This is a genomic window from Chitinophaga sp. CF118 (assembly GCF_900112615.1).
Classification (GTDB): domain Bacteria; phylum Bacteroidota; class Bacteroidia; order Chitinophagales; family Chitinophagaceae; genus Chitinophaga.
On sequence record NZ_FOMK01000013.1, the window covers coordinates 118,381 to 140,452 of the forward strand.

The 22,072-nt window shown below is 41.4% G+C and carries 18 protein-coding genes; 6 read left to right on the top strand and 12 right to left on the bottom strand.

Translation table 11 applies throughout. From position 1 onward, the window contains the following. The first annotated feature begins 25 nt into the window (after positions 1 to 25). Entirely contained in the window at positions 26 to 589 is a 564-nt protein-coding gene (locus BM176_RS29580) for a hypothetical protein (RefSeq protein WP_143097953.1), read from the top strand. Positions 590 to 845: 256 nt separating this feature from the next. Here the strand turns inward: BM176_RS29580 and BM176_RS29585 are convergent, their stop codons facing one another. Next, on the bottom strand, positions 846 to 2,327 hold the full coding sequence (locus BM176_RS29585; protein WP_090108011.1) for a S41 family peptidase: 1,482 nt from the start codon (positions 2,325 to 2,327) through the stop codon (positions 846 to 848). A 384-nt stretch (positions 2,328 to 2,711) separates the two neighbouring features. Between BM176_RS29585 and BM176_RS29590 the strand changes: the two genes are divergently transcribed. The 4 genes from BM176_RS29590 (at position 2,712) to BM176_RS29605 (ending at position 10,350) form a co-directional block, all read left to right on the top strand. Next, on the top strand, positions 2,712 to 4,181 hold the full coding sequence (locus BM176_RS29590; RefSeq protein WP_090108012.1) for an RICIN domain-containing protein: 1,470 nt from the start codon (positions 2,712 to 2,714) through the stop codon (positions 4,179 to 4,181). Between the two features lie 421 nt (positions 4,182 to 4,602). Then, entirely contained in the window at positions 4,603 to 6,915 is a 2,313-nt protein-coding gene (locus BM176_RS29595) for a T9SS type A sorting domain-containing protein (RefSeq protein ID WP_177230587.1), read from the top strand. Between the two features lie 224 nt (positions 6,916 to 7,139). Then, a complete protein-coding gene (locus tag BM176_RS29600) occupies positions 7,140 to 7,925 on the top strand; it encodes a M90 family metallopeptidase (protein ID WP_090108014.1) in 786 nt (261 codons plus the stop codon). A 205-nt stretch (positions 7,926 to 8,130) separates the two neighbouring features. Then, a complete protein-coding gene (locus BM176_RS29605) occupies positions 8,131 to 10,350 on the top strand; it encodes a GH92 family glycosyl hydrolase (RefSeq protein ID WP_090108015.1) in 2,220 nt (739 codons plus the stop codon). A 209-nt stretch (positions 10,351 to 10,559) separates the two neighbouring features. On the opposite strand, the gene BM176_RS29610 is transcribed toward BM176_RS29605, so the two are convergent. From BM176_RS29610 to BM176_RS29635, 6 genes are all read right to left on the bottom strand, one after another. Then, a complete protein-coding gene (locus BM176_RS29610; RefSeq protein WP_090108016.1) occupies positions 10,560 to 10,901 on the bottom strand; it encodes a HipA N-terminal domain-containing protein in 342 nt (113 codons plus the stop codon). Between the two features lie 22 nt (positions 10,902 to 10,923). Then, positions 10,924 to 11,235 carry a helix-turn-helix domain-containing protein gene (locus BM176_RS29615; RefSeq protein ID WP_090108017.1) on the bottom strand — a complete coding sequence of 104 codons (312 nt, stop codon included), beginning with the start codon at positions 11,233 to 11,235 and terminating at the stop codon, positions 10,924 to 10,926. Between the two features lie 579 nt (positions 11,236 to 11,814). Further along, positions 11,815 to 12,987, bottom strand: a complete 1,173-nt coding sequence (locus BM176_RS29620) for an AGE family epimerase/isomerase (protein WP_090108018.1) — start codon at positions 12,985 to 12,987, stop codon at positions 11,815 to 11,817. A 3-nt stretch (positions 12,988 to 12,990) separates the two neighbouring features. Continuing rightward, positions 12,991 to 14,367, bottom strand: coding sequence for an MFS transporter (locus tag BM176_RS29625; protein ID WP_090108019.1), 1,377 nt, complete (start codon positions 14,365 to 14,367; stop codon positions 12,991 to 12,993). 122 nt (positions 14,368 to 14,489) lie between these two features. Continuing rightward, on the bottom strand, positions 14,490 to 14,792 hold the full coding sequence (locus BM176_RS29630) for an ArsR/SmtB family transcription factor (protein ID WP_090108021.1): 303 nt from the start codon (positions 14,790 to 14,792) through the stop codon (positions 14,490 to 14,492). A gap of 27 nt (positions 14,793 to 14,819) precedes the next feature. Next, complete coding sequence (locus BM176_RS29635) at positions 14,820 to 17,165, bottom strand: mechanosensitive ion channel domain-containing protein (protein WP_090108022.1); 2,346 nt, start codon at positions 17,163 to 17,165, stop codon at positions 14,820 to 14,822. 380 nt (positions 17,166 to 17,545) lie between these two features. On the opposite strand from BM176_RS29635, the gene BM176_RS29640 reads away from it, so the two are divergent. Next, positions 17,546 to 18,655 carry a fatty acid desaturase family protein gene (locus tag BM176_RS29640; RefSeq protein ID WP_218162304.1) on the top strand — a complete coding sequence of 370 codons (1,110 nt, stop codon included), beginning with the start codon at positions 17,546 to 17,548 and terminating at the stop codon, positions 18,653 to 18,655. Positions 18,656 to 18,710: 55 nt separating this feature from the next. Here the strand turns inward: BM176_RS29640 and BM176_RS29645 are convergent, their stop codons facing one another. The 5 genes from BM176_RS29645 to BM176_RS29665 all read right to left on the bottom strand — a co-directional run bounded on the left by BM176_RS29645 (position 18,711) and on the right by BM176_RS29665 (position 22,071). Then, positions 18,711 to 19,499 (bottom strand): SDR family NAD(P)-dependent oxidoreductase, encoded by a 789-nt coding sequence (locus BM176_RS29645; RefSeq protein WP_090108023.1) that lies wholly within the window; start codon positions 19,497 to 19,499, stop codon positions 18,711 to 18,713. Positions 19,500 to 19,616: 117 nt separating this feature from the next. Continuing rightward, the gene (locus BM176_RS29650; protein WP_090108025.1) at positions 19,617 to 20,174 is read right to left on the bottom strand and encodes a Crp/Fnr family transcriptional regulator; all 558 of its coding nucleotides are present in this window, start codon (positions 20,172 to 20,174) and stop codon (positions 19,617 to 19,619) included. A 98-nt stretch (positions 20,175 to 20,272) separates the two neighbouring features. Continuing rightward, positions 20,273 to 20,995, bottom strand: a complete 723-nt coding sequence (locus BM176_RS29655) for a TIGR02452 family protein (protein ID WP_090108026.1) — start codon at positions 20,993 to 20,995, stop codon at positions 20,273 to 20,275. Beyond that, entirely contained in the window at positions 20,899 to 21,108 is a 210-nt protein-coding gene (locus BM176_RS29660; protein WP_090108027.1) for a TIGR02452 family protein, read from the bottom strand. Before BM176_RS29660 ends, BM176_RS29655 begins: the two co-directional genes overlap by 97 nt. 75 nt (positions 21,109 to 21,183) lie before the next feature. Then, the gene (locus BM176_RS29665) at positions 21,184 to 22,071 is read right to left on the bottom strand and encodes a cyclase family protein (protein ID WP_090108029.1); all 888 of its coding nucleotides are present in this window, start codon (positions 22,069 to 22,071) and stop codon (positions 21,184 to 21,186) included. Position 22,072: the final 1 nt, after the last annotated feature.

Below are 22,072 nucleotides of genomic sequence, written 5' to 3' on the forward strand. Positions count from 1 at the left end.
TCAAAAACTAAAATCAAAATCGAGTATGAGAAAAATGTTATTATTATCACTGGCTGCTGTTGTTTTTTCCTGTGGATCCTGCTCTAAAGATGGTGCAACTGGCCCTGCCGGTAAAGATGGTACTGCTGGTACAGATGGTAAAGATGGCAATGCAAATGTTATTTATTCAGAATGGCTGGATGTTGAGTATGATCCAATCGTAGGTGATTTCGATGAGGATGGGCAGGTTGATGATACTGGTGCTTATGAAACAGTTATTCCTGTAGAACAATTGACTAAAGAAGTCCTGACCAACGGTGAAGTAAAAGTATATATCAACCTGGGCACAGCAGACAATCCTGCTATTGTTCCATTACCCTACGTTGATTTGTTTGCGGGATACAGCATCAATCCAACTTTTTATCCGCAGAAAATATACTTGCTGGCTACCAATAGCTTCATGACTTACACAGACCCTGAAGATAATGCCAAACATCAGCAATACCGGTATATCATCATCCCTGGTGGCACTGCTGCAGCACGTACGACAAAGACTATTGACTGGAATAATTATAACGAAGTAAAAGCTTATCTGAAGCTGAAAGATTAAGAGGGGGGAGGTTGTTGCAGAACTACCGGGTTTTTCCCGGTAGTTCTTTTTTCATCGGGTTCCCTTTCGGTATCAATATTTTTATATGAAGACCTGGCAACCATATGTATAAAAAAAAATGACCCGCTGGCAGTTCTTATGGTATGCAAATGGGTACTGTTATTATTAAAGTACAGCTATATCTTGAAATATTCAAACGGTAAAGAGAGAAACGGTGGAAAATACAGGAGGAATAATGTGAGAAAGGCAGATATCATTATCTAACCAGGCTTATAGCCTTCTTAATATCAAGATCGGTCTTGTTCACAATGTCTTCAGCACTATATACTACCGTATAATCAGGCATAATTCCGCGTCCGGATACGGGTGTTTTTATAACCGATACAAAACGCATCCAGGGGAATTCTACCACCACTTGTGTATGCGGTAAGGTGAGGTGTTGAATAGTGCCCCCACTGCAGCCATCTTGTCCGCCTGCAGTTTCCCTGCCAATAAATAAGGCTTTTTTACATTGAGTTTTAATAGCTGCAGCCGTATGCGCCGCCGATGAAAAAGTAGCCCCATCAATCAATACAAACAGTTGACCGCTAAAATGATTCCTTTTGTCAAGTGGTATAGCACTCAACAAATCACCAAAAGCAGGTTTAAAATCAATATGGTAGTCAGCGCCTTCTTTATTACCCGGACTAAAACCCGCTGTAAAGCTTTCCGTCCGCAGGCTGTCAAAATATTTTTCGAAATGGTTAACTGCAGGATTAGGTATCCTTGCTTTCAAATCACCAATGATATGAAAAGGTGCGTCGGCCAGATATGATAGTAATTTTGTTGCCACTCTGATATCGCCACCCGTGTTATGCCGTAAATCTAGCACCAGATTCCTGATGCCTCTTTCCCTTAACTGCTTAAATACCTCCTGGAAAATAATTGTATCCTGGTATTGATAGCTCTTTGTCTCAAACCAGGCTGTAAGTGAGTTGTTTAAAAAACGCAAAGGCAGGTAATCCGTATTTTTTGCTTCCGTCCAGTTCACATAATTATCCGTTTGTTTTACGGATGCAGACATGGCAGAAGTAGTGTCAAGGGCCATAGTTTTTAATACTCCTTTTTGTGTACGCACAGAGAGATGATAAGGAGGTTGCCAATGGTAATATTTATTGCAGGCATCTTCAAATCCATCATACTCACTTAAAAACAACTCTTTAAATGTTGAGTTATAACCATCGCCTGCATAGAGGTCCGCACCATGTTCAATAATATCTGCAGTAGCAATGCCATTCACAGATAGCAGCTCGTCACCAGTAGCAAGAGCTGCTGTCTGATGGGTAGTTACCCAGGCCCTGCCATTTTGTACCAATACCTGAAAAGGAAGGTGTGGTGCTTTCTCTGGTTTATAATCCGCTGAGTGCTTCAATTGCGTATGCCCACAACCGAGTTTACTCAATAAAGGATAAACTGTACTGATAAAATCTGTTTCTGATAAAGGCTTATTAATAGCACCCGCCACCGTTTTATAAATTTTCTGCAAGCTGTCAGGAGGTATATAAATACCATAAGCGGGGTGCATTTCCTGAATAGCATTCCACAGAATAGTAAGATCACTTTGCATATCCTTTACTGGCAATAACTTCTCCAGCGTATCCACGGTATTGGGTGTTGATGCTGTCGACTGGCCACAACCGGCAGCTATAACAAATAAAAAGGGGATCAGTATAAAATTGAGGCTACGACTTCCATTCATAAGACAAACATTCAATGAGTAATAGAACTAAAATAGGTCATTTATAGTAAATATCAGTATGCCCTATTCCATCGTTCTCCCGAAATAAAGATTTTGCAGGCTCAGGCAGAGTTGTTAAATTTAATTGTAAATTGTACAATTAATAAAAGAGCTAGTCGAAGCGCTGAAATTATCCTTGCATTGTGCCAATAAAGATTGATCAGAGGTAATGAGTTGCCTGTGCTGATGTGTTCCACTTTTTGATATTGAAAACCCGTAAGTTGGCCAATAAATTTTTACGAGAGCTTACTGAATAATTGCACAACTTATTTAATAACGATAATATATGGCAAAGGTGCCCATGTAGTAACATCCTAATATTCATTATTTCAAAAATTCTCACGTATGAAAAGAAAGATTCCATTTCTTGGCCTCGTTGTGCTGTTTTGTGCTTGTAAAAAAGACATGCACGATGAAAGTATTGCAAAGATCCCCTCCTCAACAGAGATGGCCGTAACTGCCGCACTCACTTCTACCGACTTTAAAGGCGTTAATTGGGCCGACAGCCGGGACAATTTTGCTGATGATAAACTCGTACTGTCGGGTACTACCTCAACCGATAGTTACGCTACTATTCAAACTAAAGCAGAAAACATACTAAATGGGTTTCAGACCGCAGGTGCAAATACCGTACGTTTACCAGTCAATCCTGCAACAGTGTTGGATAGTTGGTGGCAATCCTATAAAGGGAGCATAAACAAAGCGTCTTCCAAAAATATGAAAGTATTATTGGGTTACTGGGAGGGCGCATCTTCCAAAGACGGATTGGTTGATAACAGTACTACTTTCTGGCAAATGTGGGATACAATAATCTCTAATTATCGTTCAAATGCGTTAATTTATTTTGAGGTCTTTAATGAACCTCATGGTTATAGTTCAACAGATTTGAGAAATCTGTACAATCAGTTTTTGAATAGATACCCAGGTATACCCAAAAACAGATTTGTACTGGATGGTGTTGGATATGCTTCAGATGTAAACAGTATAGGAGCAGATAGCCGCTTCGACAGCTGTATGCTTTCTTTTCATGATTATACCTGGTTTGAAACAAGCAAAAAAACAACAGCTGATTGGGAACAACCTGTAAAATCACTTGCATACCCAACAAGAACAATTGTAACAGAATTTGGTACTGAAATGACGGATGGTACAAACTACTCCGGAGCACCAGGTTCGAATGTAAATAATACTTACCTGCAGGGCATGACTAATTCTTTACATGATCTGGGCGTAGGTGGTATTTATTGGCCAGGATTAAGAACAGGAGATACTTATAGTATGTTTACACTAAGTGGTACATCGCTTTCTACAAATAATAACTCCGGATTAACGAGGTTAAAATATGCATGGGGCACAGGATCAATAACCCCTCCTAATGCTTCCTTTACTGCAGGAAACTATTATAAAGTTGTCAATAAAAACAGTGGTAAATCACTTGAAGTAAATGGGCAGTCAACTGCAAACGGTGCCAGCATTGATCAGTGGGATTATTGGGCCGGTGCTAATCAGCAATGGACATTTAATTCATTGACAGGTAACTATTTCTCTGTTATTAATAGAAACAGTGGAAAAGCGCTGGACGTTAACGGACAGTCTACATCTGCAGGAGCAGCAATAACACAATGGGATTACTGGGCAGGTGCTAACCAGCAATGGTCGATAATAGACATTGGTTTTGGATATTACAAAATATTGAATAGAAACAGTGGTTTTTCGCTGGATGTAAATGGGCAATCAACTGCTAATGGTGGCAGTATTATTCAGTGGAACTGGAACAGTGGTGCTAACCAGCAATGGCAGATAACTTCATTGTAATAGTCTGAATTGTACTAACCATCAGACAACGATTTAAACACAACCTGCAAAATGTAAGTTGATGTTTTGGGAAGATGTGGAACTATTCATATACAATAGTTCAAAATTGAAGCATCGAAAAGCAATATGCAAAAAACGCATATTGTTTTTCGATGTTTTTTTGTAACCGTTTACAGCCTATCCAATATAAAGATAGAGAGGACATCTTTTTTCAAAGCAGGTGATAATATCCTGTTAGAGATTGCTAAAATAAATGAAGCAAGGTCTGTACCATTAAATTAGCTTCACTACATAGAAAATACTCTCAGAAAACCATATAGAAAAAGCCTTACGCCCCCATTTCGAGTACTTTCTGATATACTCTATTATCCACAAAAAATAAAACACAATGCCCTATTTTTTAACAAGAAAACCCACTTTTATGAACAGACTAAAATGTTTAATCCTTACTCTATTTTTACCCTTTTATTGCTTTTTAGCGGAAGCTCAAACAAACATTGCCCCACAGGCAACATCGAGCACTTCATACGTATCTTCCTGGGAAACTATCGCTGCTTTAAATGACAATTTTACCCCGGCTAACTCTAATGATAAATCCCATGGTGCTTATGGCAACTGGGATAATCCAAACACTACCGAATGGGTACAGTACGACTGGTCACAAAATTATACTGTGACTTCCATTGAAATATATTGGTTCAATGATGCAGGAGGGGTGCTGACTCCTACTACGGCGTATGCGGATTATTGGAACGGCTCCTCCTGGATTCGTATCGGTAATGTACCACTGCAGACCAATGCATTTAACGTATTGTCTGTAGCGTCGGTTAGTACAAACAGGATACGGGTATCGATGCTTAATACGAGCCAATCTACCGGGATACTTGAGTGGCGCGTAATTGGTACCGGAGGATCAACCACAGGAGGAAATCCTTATACATGGCCTTCATATTCTCCTACCATCAGTTACAATTTCAGAGATGAATTTCCAAGTTTACCAGCTCCTTCCAGTGTGTTAAATGATTGTCCTCAGGTTTCAGGAACTCAAACTTCACAATGGTGGGCTTTCCGTTGGGGACCAAATAAAAATTCACTGGTTACAACAGCAGCCATTACACCGCTGCTTGCAAGAATGAACACAGACTTTGCCTACTTCCGCGACCAAATGGGCTGGCCTCCGGATTTACGCGCAAAGAAAGGTTATTTCAGTTCAGTATATCTTTATGGTTCAGGACTTTGTACTGATAATGCACCTAATACAGAATTGGGTGGCTGGCAAAGTACTATATACTATAACGGAGTTAGCTGGCCAATGGTGCTTGCTTCCTATTATCCTATTTACAGTTATGATCCTGCCTGCAATTATTCCGACCGGGAATTTCAGAAAGGTGCAATGGTGCATGAAGGTATTCATGCTTTATTGGCCGACTTACCAGGGGTAAAGCAGTCAGCATGGTTCCAGGAAGGTGGTAACGTTTGGTTACAGCAAACTGCCGATGCAAGGAGATCCAATAACTTTAATACAATGGGAGATCTGAATGGAACAGATTTCATTGCTCCTTTTATGCCTATCGAATGTTACTCAGGTTGGTTGCAGGATGGTAGTTTTGGAGGACCATCAGCAGAAGGTGTTAACATGTTTAACGGCAATCAGCAGATTTGTACATGGCGTACCTATTTGGGCGGACATCAATACAGCAGTTCGTTCCCCACATTTTTAGGAAACACGCTTGGCGACGGAGCTGTGCCCTGGATATGGAGAAATGCACCTGGTCGCGTACTTGAAGGTATTGCTTCCGGAGTTGGTGCAGCGCAGATGCGTAGATTAATTACGGAATACAGAGCTAAACAAGCACTTGTAGATTTCGGTCCATGGAAAAACGCTGTACTCGCATTATTGAATGGACACTTCGGTCAATCAATTGGTGCAGAGTGGCAACCTTCCTGGTTAAATCCTGCACCATGGATTGCTACACCATATGTTCAAACTACAAACAATGCAGGACTGTTAACTCCTGAAGCCAGGACATTACCAGGATGGTCCGGAGCAAACCAGATCCCTTTGCAGGTAACAGGAAATATGGTTACTGTTAACTTTGAACCGATTGGTGCAAATATGACATGTCAGCTGGTTTATCGCTCCACAACCGGCGTACCGGTATATAGTCAATTTGTTTCAACTGGTAGTTGTAGTTTAAGGCTGGATGTTCCTCCTGCGAATGGGGTAGTCATTGCCGTTATTACAAATACTGATTACATCTATAATGGTGAAAGCACCCGCACGGCTCATTATGATTACCGTTTAAGATTGGTTACCGGAGTTACAGGTACTGCAAATGTTAACACCAAATGGTATAATTCAGCCACATTAGCAAGTGCAAGGACAGCTGGTAATGATACAAGTGAAATAGGTATAGACTGGTCTAAGTATTGCAATCATTCATTTGAAAATACCCGTGAGGTTGCAGAGGTGAAAAAGATGGTCAATCCTGCTGAGTTTCTGATGTATCCAAATCCTGTTGTAGAAAGCAGCAATTTAAAGCTTGAATTTACAAATGCGGAAATGGAAAAGACAGTTATCACTATTATTAAGATGAATGGTGAGAGAATTTTTGAGACTGTGACCACAGGTAAAAACTATATCATTAATACGAAGAATCTTAAGTGCGGGTACTACTTAGTGAGAATTAAAAACTCTAAGACGAACACCACGCAGAAGCTGGTTGTTATGTAATTGAAGATAATCTTCGTTCATAACCATGAGAATATTTTGAATTAGCGATCAGGTCCTGTCGTTTCATAGCGGCAGGGCTTGATCGCATTTTTTTATCTGGTTTTATTAGTAATTTTTAAGAAGGCTATGCTTATAAAATATACTTTTGTAAGCAGCTACCATTGCTATATGGGAAACTGTTTAATTTAATGGTTATGCCTGTTTTTCATTAGAGAAAATTAATTATGAACTTCATTATAATCGGCCTGCCAATATTAGTGGCAGTATATCTCTTGCTCCGGAAAAGAAATAAGAATGCACTTTTGAAGGATAAAAATCTTTTGGGTGTTTATAGAGCAATTTTAAATGAGCATGTTGAATATTATCAGGATCTGGATGACATTGGTAAAGCAAGATTTGAAAGAATGGTCCGGGAATTTTTGCAATACGTTCGTATTGAAGGAGTAGGAACAGAAATAACCGATCTTGACAGGACCCTTATTGCCTCAAGCGCAGTGATCCCAATTTTTGGTTTCCCTGATTGGAAATATAGGAACTTAACAAATGTGATCCTTTATCCGGATACATTCAATCACGAATTTCAATTTGAGGGTGGAGACAGAAATATTCTGGGCATGGTTGGTTCTGGTTACATGAATGGTCAGATGCTTTTATCAAGGGAGGCACTGGTTAAAGGCTTTTCCAAGCCATCAGGTAAAGGGAATACAGCAATTCATGAATTTGTTCATTTATTGGACATGTCTGACGGGGCGACAGATGGTATACCAGAAAATTTGATGAGACATGAATATACCATTCCCTGGCTTCAAATGATGCACCAGGAAATGCGCCGCATTGAAGCCGGAGAATCTGACATTAATCCATATGCATTAACCAATGAAGCAGAATTTCTGGCTGTAGCTGCTGAATATTTCTTTCAAAAACCAGAACAATTTAAACAGAATCATCCCGAAATTTATAAACATCTTAGTCAGATGTTTGGACTAACTCCTCCGGATGCAAACTACTAGTCAATTATTTTCGTGTATCAGCAAGTTGGTTTCCCGCTAACTAATAATGTAACTCTTTTATAGTTCAGGAGACCTGCTGATAATAATGCTATCAGGCAGTTTGTCAAGAAAACGAGGAATATTGTTTGAAACTTGCCGGTAAGTATTGTTTTGGATAGTCTCCTTTTCGGTTGTATTTTCCATCTGCAAATTCAAAAAGCAGGTTATGAAAAGAGTATTAGGATGGATAGCGTTATGTATGGTACAACAAGTAAGCGGGCAGGCTGTGCGTAGTAATGTAAGTTATGTAGATCCCACTATCGGAGGTGTAGGGATCATCCTGGAACCTACCCGTCCTGCCGTACATTTGCCTAATAGTATGGTCCGGGTATTCCCATTCAGAAGGGATCAACTGGACGACCGGATCAGTTATTTCCCCCTCACCATCTCTTCTCACAGGCAGGATAACCTTTTTGGTATGATGCCAATTTCCGGAGATGTAGATGATTATAACTGGCTGTCTCCTGCAGTATATGACCGTGAACAAACCACTCCTTACTATTACAGTGCTTTCCTCGAAGATACAGACCAGGTAGAATTTACACCTGCAGCTCACAGTGGATATTTCCGTTTTCATTTTAATGGCAACACTCATCATGGTATCCGCATTAACGTGCTGAATGGCAATGGTGATATCGTGGTGTCCGGCAAGCGTGTGATCAGTGGTACGGAAAGGTTTGAAGGAATGGAAGCGTTCTTTTATGCAGAGCTGAACACTGATATTACCAGTACCGGCTACCGGGATCAAAGCAGGAGAACACAGTTACTGATAGGCACGGGAGAGAAAATACAAACAGTAGAATTCCGTTATGGTATTTCTTTTATCAGTGTAGAACAGGCTAAGCTGAACCTGCAGAAGGAGATCCCTGCCTGGGACTTTGCCGGTGTAAAACAGCGCGCTTATAACGTGTGGGATAAAACCCTTGGACAGATAGATGTAAAAGGTGGTACGCCTGCACAGAAAAAGGTTTTCTATACTTCTCTGTATCGTGCATATGAGCGGATGGTGAACATCAATGAATATGGGAAATATTACAGCGCATATGATCATAAGGTGCATACTTCAGATCAGCCGTTTTATGTCGATAACTGGTTGTGGGATACTTACATTGCCCTTGAACCTTTACAAACGCTGCTGAATCCAAAGATGGAAGCAGACAAGATCCGGTCTTATGTGCAGATGTATGAACAGAGTGGCTGGATGCCTTCTTTCGCGTTGGCTTTTGGAGATTATCCATGTATGACGGGCAACCATGCGGCCGCCTGGATGGCTGATGCCTGGTTCAAAGGGGTACGTGATTTTGATCTTCCCAAAGCATATGAAGGACTGAAAAAGAATGCTCTCGAAGCAACATTATTACCCTGGAGGAATGGCGCTGCTACTTCCCTGGATAGTTTTTATACCGGTCATGGATATATGCCGGCATTAAAACCCAACGAAAGAGAAACTGTCCGGGAGGTAGATAACTTCGAACGGAGGCAGGCAGTGGCAGTAACACTGGAAAATAGTTATGACGACTGGTGTATTGCCCAACTGGCAGCAGCTGCGGGTCATAAAGATGATGAAGCATTATTCCTGCAAAGGGCGGCTTATTACCGTAATGTATTCCGTACGGATAAAGGATTTATGTGGCCTAAAGATGCAAATGGGAAATGGATAGATCCTATTGATCCCAAATTTTCCGGTGGGCAGGGTGGCCGTGATTACTTCACAGAAAACAATGCCTATACCTATAATTGGGATGTAAAGCATGATCTGAAAGGGCTTTTCAGTTTGATGGGTGGTCGTACAAAAGCAGAAGCAAAGCTGGATCAGTTATTCCGTGAAGATCTGGGCCGTAGTAAATACCAGCTCTGGTATACTTTCCCCGATGCAACAGGGCTGGTAGGACAATTTGTAATGGGCAATGAGCCCAGTTTCCATATCCCTTACATCTACAATTATCTGGGGGCTCCCTGGAAAACACAGAAAAGAATCCGGATGCTTATGAACACCTGGTATACGGATAATCTGTTTGGTATACCGGGGGATGAAGACGGAGGAGGAATGACGGCCTTTGTTGTTTTTTCCATGATGGGATTCAGCCCGGTAACACCCGGTATCCCGGTATATAATATCGGCAGCCCCGTGTTTGAGCAGGTAAAGATCAAATTATCCAATGGTAAAGTGTTTACCATTGATGCTCCTGGTAGTTCTGATAGTAAGAAATACATTCAGAGTGCCACATTGAATGGTAAACCATTAAATAAGCCCTGGTTTACCCATCAGGTAGTACTGGAAGGCAGTGTGTTAAAGCTGGTGATGGGCGAAGCCCCAAATAAGCAGTGGGGTAGTGGGGAAGAGGATGCGCCTCCATCCTCCATAGATTTTAAATCAGGAAAATAAGTATTTGCAAGGATCCTGATGAATATAATCTTGTGGTAAGCGGACAGATTTCGATCGCACTGTGCAAAGTTTGCGAAGTGGGAGATTCATAAATGAAATACCCGGGCAGCTAGCTAAGAAATGCAGTTCTCATTTGTGTTATTTCGGCACGAGGTATTCCATGCTTAGCAGCCTCTTCCTGCCAGCGTGCAGTTGCAATTGTTATTTGTTTAATCAGTACATACTGTCAAGTAATGCTCTTGGTTTTCGCTTCGCTTCTCTTGTCTGGCAAGGTAGGCTTCTTTCCGTTTCATCAGTACACGTCCCCACCTGTCTGGAGAAGAATCTGTAAAAATGCCAAAGTTTGGTTTCTCATTCCTTACATATTGAGGACCTGTAAATAGATCTAAATCGGGGTCTAACTTTAAGGCAATGGCACTGGTTAACCATTCCTGATCGTAATTAAAGGAAAAGGTTTCCTTACCTCTTTCCTGATCTACATGTAAACGCCCCATTAAACGTGGCCCATTTAATGTGACCCAATCCGCATATACCCATATATCCTTTGCCATATTTAGTTCAAAAGTTTAAATATTACCCTTTTCTGAAATCTTTGGAATTTAGCAACCTTGCGTCCTGCAGTTTTCTTCCCAACTCATCATCGGCGGTAATTTTTAAAAGATCTTTTTCCAGACCGAGTACAAAAAGGACTTGTAAGTACGAGCCCAATGTAACTCCCGGAGCTCCTTTTTCAATTAAATACAAGGTAGAGCGAACAATATTTGCCCGTTCCGCTACTTGAGTAGAAGTCAATTTCCTCCGTTTACGGGCCAGCTTGATATTCTCTCCTAATGTTGTTAAGATTTTTTGATTGTTGGGTAATAGTATGGTTTTCCTTTCAGTCAATGTTTGTTATTTCATACAAAAATACAGTAATTGATTGATATAGCAATCAAATTATGTGTTCCCTGTAATATGTTGGGAGATGAAAATAATGTATAAAATGAGAATAAAGAGAAGGGAGTATTTACCAGGTCTTTCTTATAAATGTTTGTTATTTCATACAAAACACTATTAATTGATTGTTATAGCAATCAATTAATAGTGTTTTGTATGAAATAATCAAAAGGTAGATTTTGAAGCTTTGTAACCTAATATTCATAAGAATCGAATCATTTAAGTACTTAAAAACACAGGAGTTTCAAGGTTGTTTAATCCTGATACAGGTTTACAGTTAAAGACAGAATCTGTACCCAAATTCCTATATGCTTATAACCTGCTAAGCCTGTTCCTATAAGGTTCTACCTAGGTTTATATAAGCTTAGCTTATAGGAACCATATAAGAAGCTTATAGGAAGGTAGGTAGCAACTTATAAGAAAAGTAGAATCAGACAGGACTATGGCTTGTTTCAGGGTCATAACAATAAAAGGGAATGGCCCGCTGTAGCAGGCCATTCCCTTTTATTGTTATATTAACTATTTGATTTACAGTCTTTTTATCAATTCGATACATGCCCTCCCATTGTGATATGGACATTTCCAGAATCCGGCTTTATCTTCCGGCATGATGGTATAATCTTTCTTTCGACCCCAGAACCATTCGCCTTTAGATGGATCGAGAATATACTTTTCAATGAAGTGCCAGTTATTGGAGGCGATTTGCAGAAAATGTTCATCCCCATTTACCTGCCAGGCATTCACAAAACCTACCAGCGCTTCTGCCTGAGGCCACCAGTGTTTTTCGGATACCAGCCCATGACCGGAAGGTTCATATTCATACCACAATCCTCCATCGATATCAATACCTTCCAGGGTAGCATCTGCCATTAGCACGGCTACACGTTTGAATTTTTCAACCAGGGTATGATCGTTCAATACCTCTGCCGCTTCCAGGAGCAGCCAGCTGGCTTCAATATCATGTCCGTAGGAAATGATATCTCCCTTCACCTGCCAGTGTTCATCAAAAAAGAGATTTAAATGCCCTGTGTGGGTATTAAGAATCTTATCATGGAAGATATCCAGTAAACCTCTGATCGCCGCTGCAAGGTCTGCATCTGGCCATATTCGATAAAGGTTCGTGTATGCCTCCAGTATATGGAGGTGGGTATTCATTGTTTTCTTTTCGTTGGCATCTTTCTCACTTAATCGCAGGTCGTTGATTTCCTGCCATTCCCTTGTAAGGGCTTCCAGGTAACCGCCCAAAGATTTATCAAAGCTGTACTGTTGGATCAGTAGGTAGGCATCAATTGCCAACTGTTTTACATATTTATTTTGTGTAGCGATATAGTATTCGCTGCAGGCATAAATGTAAAATGCCTGTGCATAGATTTGCTTTTTTGTTTCAGCAGGATTTCCTTTATAGTCTACACTCCAGAAGATGCCACCATATATCGTATCAAGGAAATGCTGATCGATATAGCTGAAGGCTCTGTGTGCTATTTCAAGATACCGGGAGTCTTTTGTGATGTTATATGCCGCCGAAAAGGTCCAAAGGATGCGGGTATTCAATACCGCTCCTTTATCCGCAGTAATATCTACCTGATTATCATTATCCAGTTTACCATAAAAACCACCGTTTTCATGATCTGGCGTATGATTCATCCAAAAATCCAGGATGTTTTTGAGTGCAGTTTGTGCTGACTGTTTTAATGGCTGCATTTGTCAGGATTGTTTTCTCCGTTTTTCCAATGCAATGGCTATTTCTGCCACACGGCTCTCAGAAAGTGGATATAAAGCGATGAATATGATAGATAAAAAGGAGCCGATAGCTGGTAAGAAACTGAGCATTAACAAGATGCCTGTTTGTGCGCTGCTGCCCTGTACCTGATTAGCTTTGAAGCCAAAAGCATCCAGCAGCCAGCCCGTTAGTGCACCGCCTATGGTCCAGCCGAACTTCTGCGACATGGAAGAAGAGGAGAAGATAAGTCCTGTAGCCCGGCGACCGCTTTTCCATTCCGAATAGTCTGCGATATCCGCATACATGGACCATAAAAGCGGGAAGATAATTCCGGCGCAGATGCTGATTACAAACTGGAATGAAAAGATCAGCACAAGTTGTTCTTTTCCCAGCCAGTAAAAGAGGATACTCAGCACGGAAGCGATCACCATCGCCCCCATATAAGTATTCTTTTTACCTATGCGATTCGCTACCGGAGAAGCCAGAATCACACCAATTATATTCGCACCCTGACCCACTATCAGGTAGAGAGTGGAATAAGTAATACTGGTAGTACCGAGTTTGAATGCTTCTATATTCTGAATAAAGTATTTGAAATAATAGAGGGTAGCACCGTCGCGGATGGAATTAAAGATCAGCGCCATAATACCGGCGCAGAGTAAGATCCACCAGGGTTTGTTGCCGGAGAGATCTTTCAGATCCTCTTTCAGGGAAGGTTTTTCTTCTTTTATTGGTTGTACCCTTTCTTTCACACCTGCAAAGCAACCCAGGAATAGCAGTACACATATAACAGCGATTACAGCCACAGCCATTTGCCAGGCAGTTCTTACCGTTGTGCCTTTGCTGAAAAAGGTAACTAAGGGTTCTATCATAGCCAGAGCTATCAGGCTGCCGGCAAAGGCAAATGCCATCCTGAAAGATGCCAGTGTATTCCTTTCCTTTGCATCGGCTGATATAACGCCTAATAGTGAGGCATAAGGCACATTGATGAGCGAGTAGATCATCATCATGGCGGAATAGGTGATGTATGCATATACCAGTTTACCTCTCTCAGAAAGATCGGGAGTAGTGAAAGTGAGTACTCCTATTACGCCGAATGGGATGGCCACATAGAGAATATAAGGGCGGAATTTTCCCCAGCGGGAGGCGGTTCTGTCGGCCAGCGTACCTACAACGGGATCAAAAAGTGTATCCCATATGCGGGTGATCAGGAACATGGTTCCCACAGCAGCGGCTTTCAGTCCGAATACATCAGTATAAAAAAACAGGAGGTACATACCAAACAGTTTCCAGAACATAGACGAAGCCATGTCGCCGAAACCATAGGCAACTTTTTCTTTTAAAGTAACCTTATCAATCATAGAAGGAGGAACTTGTTTTCACCGCGGGAATATTACCGGTTACAAATCTATAGGAATAGTATGTCCCTTATGTAATATTCATTTATCTATTGGGGATATTATTTTATCAGGGGTAAATGGGGCTATAATGCTTCCTGGATGGCCAACCCAAGTTCTTTGATGGCATGTTCGTTTCTTTTGTAATAGGTCCATTGTCCCACGCGGGTAGCTATTACCAGATTAGCCCGCAGCAGGATGGTCAGATATTCGGAAATGGTGGATTGTGTAAGGCCCGCTTTATGTTGAATGGACCCTACACAAACCCCATTTTGGGTTAATTCCCCATATTCTGCCTCCGGAAAATGTATTTCGGGCGTTCTCAGCCAACCCAGTATCTGGAGCCGGGTTTTGTTTGAAAGCGCCTTGAATATTTCAACTTGTTCCATGATGCAAAGGTATCGGGAATTTCCGATTTATAAAATAATGATTCCTTTCTTTTCCAGATGGAAGTAAATCGAGTTATGTACCTCTTCTGAAATGCCGGATACTTTGCTGATATCCTTGCACCAGAAATAGACTTTTATTTCTGTCTTTTTGGAAGATACATTACTCAGTATCACTTCAATTTCCCGGCGTTCCACCACTTTCTCGTTGCTTTTCACAATTTCCAGGATCTCCTGTTTCAACTGCTCTGCCGCTGGTGCTTTTTCAATACTGAAATTCAACGCTACCCTTGCATGATTATTACTCAGTGTCCAGTTTGTGATATTATGGGAGAGTACGTCTCCATTAGGCATGATCACTTCTGCACCTTCTTCTGTTAGCAGGGTACTTGTACGGATGCCGATTTCCTTTATCCGTCCTTTTTGTCCGCCTATTTCTACAGTATCACCTATTCTCAGTGGGCGGTCGAAGATCAGTATGATCCCTGACACAAAGTTGTTAACGATGCTTTGTAAACCAAGACCGATACCTACACCCAATGCACCTATTATTACGGTGATCCTGTCCATCGGTAGGCCGGAGGCGGCTACTGCCAGCAGGAAGCCCAGTACCAGTAAAACAAGGCGGGTGATGAGTAGCCGGGAACGTTGTCCCTTATCATCAAAAGCAGCATCATCACCGGTATCTCCAAAAAAGTAAGCTATATAACGCTGGAGGAAGTTGGCCACCCATATAATGCCCAGGAAGATGGCGATTCCTCCCAGTGTAAAGGAGAAGCTGCCGATGGCAACAGGTGTGGTGAACAGTCCGTTTAACAGATCATTGAGGGCATCGTAAGCATTCAGGTTTGTAGTGAACACTATATACCATAATAATGCCGCCAATACTGTTACCAACCGATAGATGGATTTAGTGATGTCTTTTACTTCAAACTGTTCAGGGTAGTGCTTACGGATCCTGCTACTCTGGATCTGCAGTAAAAATGCCTCTGTGATGGTTTGTACCAATACACTCAGACTAGCCACCTGTGCCAGTGAATATACGGCCGTACTGCCAAAGATCTGGGAGAGGGTTACTCTACCGAACAGGTTGCAGATTACGGCCAGGAAGTTAAGGAATATGTACAGTCCGACAGCATAGGAGATCAGTTTGTATTTACTTTTAATCTCTTTAGAGCGTGACAGAAAATATAATCCCAGCAGGATAGAAACGATATCTATTATGAAGGTAGCCCAGCGCATCAGGCGCAGCGGTAAGCCGAGGATGCGAATTCCAGGTAATAATAAGAACAGTATTAAGAAGAAGCACCATCCCCAGAAAAGATCCTTTGGCAATCGTTTATAAAAAACGAATGTTAATAAGAGCATTAACAGGAACTGGGTAGTCTCTATATAGATTGCCGGTGCATGTACATCGAACAGAGGAGCAAAGTTCAGGATCAGCAGTAAGGTGGCGGTAACAGGTACGGGGCTGATATAGCTGAACTGGAAACTGTCAATTGCACTCATTTTCTTCAGCTTTTTCAAACTGCGGAAATTGTAAAACACCCAGAAGAAGAAGGCCAGTCCGGTAAGCAGCAGCCAGAAGCGTTTACTTCGGGTATGGACAAAATAATACTCCGCCAGTTTTTGTTCATCATTCACGGATCGTTTAAATCCGGCTCTGGACATATTTGTTCTTGCACTAGGTGGTTCCCACAGGTAACGGCGTTCTTTGCCCAAGGCTTTGTTGCCTACCGCGCTTAAAGAAGCATCTGCCTGGTATAATAACTCTTCTGTAGAGATGGTATTGGAAGATGTATGTGCTTTCAAATCATTGATCTGAGCAGTGCTGCGTTTTATAAGGCTGTCTGCCCGTTTCCATTTGGTACGCAGTTGTTGTAACTGCGGTATAAATGAAGCACGTAATGCCGTATCCCTGAAAACGTTCCGCATCACGGTATCTTTTCTCAGATCCCGGATTTCCTTTTTCAGATCATCGAGTTTCTTATCGTAGTTTTCCAGGGTTGTAGCGTAACCCTTCATATTCCGGTCCAGCTCATCCAGCAGAGTATTATACATCTGCAGGTTGCGGATATTCAATGCTCTGTCGGTGGAAGTGAACTTATTTTTCAGGATGTTTAAAGCGGAATCGCTTTCAATCAGGTGTTCCTGGATATCATCCGCCAAAACAAAAGAACCTGTTACAAGAGGTGCTTTATTCAGGGTCTGGAATATTTTTTCGAACCTGGTAAGATAATCGCTCCGTGTAAGAGTATTATCATCACTAAAGAGGGACGAATCGTCCATTCTGCGGGGAGTCCTCTTTGGTGGGTCCTGTGCAATTGTAATTCCACTCCAAATGATCCCTAAAACTAGAAAAAGTGTGTATCTCATGGTCTGTTTAAAAAAGTAGCCGAAATATAGCACAAATTATAACATAAATATTTTCTTATATAAGTAAGATGGTAACCCTGATACAATCTTATTTAACAAAACATTTAATGAGGTTGTTTATTGTCACCCCAAACTACTCGTTTATTATCAAGGTAGTGCCTGCTATTCGGTCTTATCCGTTTAGACTGCTTTTGTCTATAACAAAACGGGCAATTTCTCACCTCCCATAATTGCCTGATTGCCATATCACTTTTGGGGAGTTACCGCAAGTTTCGTAGATTACGGGAGATTACTACAGATGATTTTTTTACTGATAGTTTGTTCACTTCATCTCCTCCGCTTGCAAGATCGTCTGAGATATTCCTTTTAAAAGTTATTACATGAAAATAAAGAAATTAGAGATTGTCCGCTTTGCGCCCAAAGGGAAGGACAGTTTTATGGAAGCAGTTGGTAAAGCCGTGAATGAGTATTTCGAATCCAATAGAATCTCGACCTACGCAAATACTGAAATGTGGGTGAAGACGGCTGTGATGCTGACTTTATATTTTGCCCCCTGTACTCTTATCATTACAGGTGTGGCTGCCGGCAATCCCTGGTTATTCTTTGGGTTCTGGTTTCTGATGGGGATTGGTATGACGGGCATTGGTACTTCCGTAATGCACGATGCCAATCATGGTGCCTATTCTGCCAATAAACGGGTCAATAACTTTATCGGTCATATTCTTGAACTGATAGGTGGTTATGTAGCTAACTGGAAAATTCAGCATAATATTCTGCATCATACTTATACCAATATCGCCGGACTGGACGAAGATATCGACAGCATCAAGCTGTTGCGGTTTTCCCCAAATCAACCACGACACTGGTATCACCGTTATCAATATATCTACGCCTGGTTTTTCTACATGATCATGACCCTGTTCTGGATGACGGTAAAAGATTATATCCAGGTGTTCCGTTATAAACAGCATGATTTGCTGGTAAAACAAAAAGTGACATTGAAAACAGCAGTGTTACGTATTTCTTTGGCGAAGGTGTTTTATTATGCTTATATCCTGGTATTGCCGATTATCTTTTCCGGTATGCCCTGGTACCTGGTACTTGCAGGTTTCTTAGGGATGCATTTTGTGGCAGGTTTATTCCTGTCCTGTATCTTTCAACCGGCCCATGTAATAGGAGCATCTGCCTTTAGCCTGCCGGTAGAAATTGGAGATCAGAAGCGAATGGAAGATTCCTGGGCAGTGCATGAAGTAGCCAATACAACTAACTATGCTCCACGCAGTCGTATTCTGTCGTGGTTCATCGGAGGACTTAATTATCAGATAGAACATCACCTGTTTAGTGGTATTTGCCATGTCCATTACCGGAAGCTGGCACCTATTGTCAAATCGATTACAACATCTTTTAAGATACCTTATAACGTACAATCTAACTTTATACAGGCCCTCTGGGCGCATGGCAAGATGCTGAAGCAACTTGGCAAAGCATAAAATGTATTAAAATAACAAAGGGCTGTATCATACTTTGATACGGCCCTTTGTTATTTTAAAAAGCACTTCGTACAATTCCTCCATCAACTCTCAGTGCAGCACCATTAATAGCAGATGCTTTTTCGCTTGCCACAAAGGCAACAAAGTCTGCAATTTCAGATGGATTAATCAATCGCTGAATTAATGAAGTCGGCCGATTTTCACTCACGAAAGCCCGTTCAGCCTCCGGAGAAGGGAGTTCCGGGAAGATATCCTGAATAAACTTAGCCACACCTTCCGTTTTGGTAGACCCCGGAAGGATCGCATTCACCGTCACTTTTGTACCCTTTGTTAATTCGGCCAGGCTTCTTGAAATAGCCAGCTGCATGGTTTTGGTAGCACTATAATGTGCCATTTCTGGAGCAGGATTGATGGCAGACTCACTGGAAATAAATATTACCCTTCCGGTGCCTTTCTCAATCATTTTCTTAGCATAATGACGGCTTAAACGTACGCCACTCATAATGTTTACTTCGAAAATCCTGAACCAGGACTCATCTGTTTCTTCAAAAAATCCTACTGCCTCATAAATACCGAGATTATTCACCAGGATGTCCACTTCAGGTATTTCGCTGATTGTTTTTTCACATCCTTCTTTGGTACCGATATCCGCAACAAGGCTTTTCAGCTTTGCACCAGGAAATTGTTGTTTGATATTTGCGATGGCATCTGCCACAGATTTTTCTGTACGGCCATTGATGATTACTGTTGCATTTTCTTTTGCCAGTGCCAATGCTATTTCCAGTCCGATTCCACCTGATGAGGCAGATACAAGTGCTGTCTTATTGTCCAGACCTAAGTTCATAATTTTATGATTTTAAATGAATTTACTGATTTTATTTCAGCAAAGTTCGGTCCAGGGGATGGGCGGGTAAAGGATATAGATCACTTTTTTGATGTGATAAATATCACGGTAAGGAGTTTATACTAAACGGCTGAGGGTTTCCCTGGAAACACCCAGGTAAGACGCGATAACTGATTTGGGTACGCGTTGAAAGAGGTGGGGGTATTGCAGCAATAATTTATCGTAGCGTTCTTTGGCGGTGCTGCTCAGCAGGCACAGGATTCTTTGTTGCAGGGCTACATATCCGGAATTTGAAATCTTCCTGAAAAAGTGTTCCAGTTTATGCATCCCGGCACACATCTTTTCCCTGTTCTCATAGGTGAGGACTAATACTTCACTGTCTTCGATACAGTCGACATTTAAGGATGCCGGAGTATGTTTATTATAAGCCTCAAAATCACTGATCCACCAATCTTCTATTGCTAACTGGAGGATGTGTTCTTTCCCTTCATCATTCAGCATATAGGATTTTAAACAACCTTTCAGTACAAAGAATTCATGCGGTACGAGATCTCCTTCCTGGATCAGGAACTGGTGTTTACGGTATTTTTTACTGGTGAAGTGGGAGAGTATGTAGTCAAACTCACTGTCAGTTAAAGGAATGATTCTTTCTATATGTTTGCGGAGGAGGTGCATTCTGGCCGGAAAGTTAAGAATTATAGGTATTCGAACTGCATTGTTCTTTAGCCAGCCTGGTTATTTTTATCTTTTAGGGAATATTCAGGTCGACAGGATCAAGCAAATTGTTTCCTGAAAATATTCAGTGTTTCTTTTTTTTCTGAAGGGGAGTAAATGGCAAATACAACGCGTGAAAAGGCTTTGCTGAATAACTCACTTTGCAGATGTTGTGCAAACCAGGCCGCTACATCTTTTGTATCATTTCTGAAAACCCCACATCCCCAGGCTCCCAGTACCAGTGTGGTTTGTCCTTGCACTATAGCCAGGGATAACAGCTTTTCTATTCTGTTGAACATGACTGTCGGTATATAATCTACTCGATGTGGTTCATTCATCTTTATAGCACCGGCATTTACAGCAGGAGTTGTGATGATAGATACGCAGTAGTGTTCATCCAGCAGCTGGTCATTATCGTCCCGGAAAACGGGCACCTGTGGGGAGTAGATCATATGATCGGTGTAAAGACAGGAATCATGATCCCTGTTTATCTGATACATCTCCATTTTTGTGATCAGGCTGGCATATAAACCACTTGCTCTTGACAACGTTTCTTCCTGGGAATCTGCGCCTTTTAAGAAGCCTCCACCGGGATTCCTGGCGGAAGCGAAGTTAAGACAGCATACATTTTTAATGCCTTCTGTCACTACCAGTCGTCTTGTAGCAGCGAAAGTACTTTCATCTGTTACTTCGATAATACACTTTTCGTTATGCTGTGGTATGTCCAGGCGGGCAAATTGTTTCCTCTCAAAATCTTCCGGCGTATAGTGTTGTCTACTGATTTTTTCAGATCGGCACTGATATCAACAGTTTGCTGCTGTTTATTTATATAATGACCTGCCGCCATTATATCTATGGTTTGTTGGGCAATTTCTACCCTTGAGTTTTTATTCATCTTTACTTTGTGTTAAGATGACACAAAGTAAAAGCTTTTTTCTGATAGATGGAATAAATATTTCACATGACACCATTATTTCAACTTCGCCATTGCCCTTACCGGAAACGTACCTACTCCTTTAAATTTGGGAGGAATAGCGCTAAAAGTAAAACCCTCCTGTGGTAATAGCTCCAGGTTACACAGGTGTTCTACAATCAGAATCTCTGCGCCTAAGAGTGTTGTATGGACCGGCCGGCTCTTGCCATTTGTATTATCAATATTATGAGAGTCAATACCTACCAGTTTTACCTGGCAATCTCTCAGATATACTGCTGCATCTTCTGTAAGGGAAGGATGATTCTCATAATACCTTTCCGTATTCCAATGCTCCGCCCAGCCAGTATGAATTAATACCGCCCGGTTCCTGATCTCGTAATTTCTCAGGTGATTTGCCGTGATGGAAAGCGTATCTGCATATGGTATGGAAATAGCAATCCCTTCCAGATCCGTGAAGTATTCCAATCCGATTTCTGACAGGTCTTTACCATGTTCAAATCTATGAAAGGGGCAATCAATATAGGTTCCTGTATTGGTCACCATTTCTATCTTCCCGATCTGAAATGTAGTGCCTTCTTCATAAAAATCGCGGGAGCGCTCCCTGTTCAGGTAGTCGCAGATAACAGGTGCAGGTAACCCTTTGTAAGTGACTAGTCCGTCTTCTATAGTATGACTTAAGTCGATGAGTAGTCCGCTTCCTTTGCCGGTATTAATGGGAGTACGTTTATGAGGTTCTGTTAAGATCTCTTTATTGAGGATATTTGTTTGTCCCACCATTAACAATCTCAGATCATCCACGATATAGTCTGCCAGCTCTTTGTCTGAAATATCTTCTCCGCTGATATCCAGGCGAAAGTCTTCACCTTTAATACTACCGCCGTTTGTGAAATAGATTTCAAAGTCGAATTTTACTCTTTTGGTCATA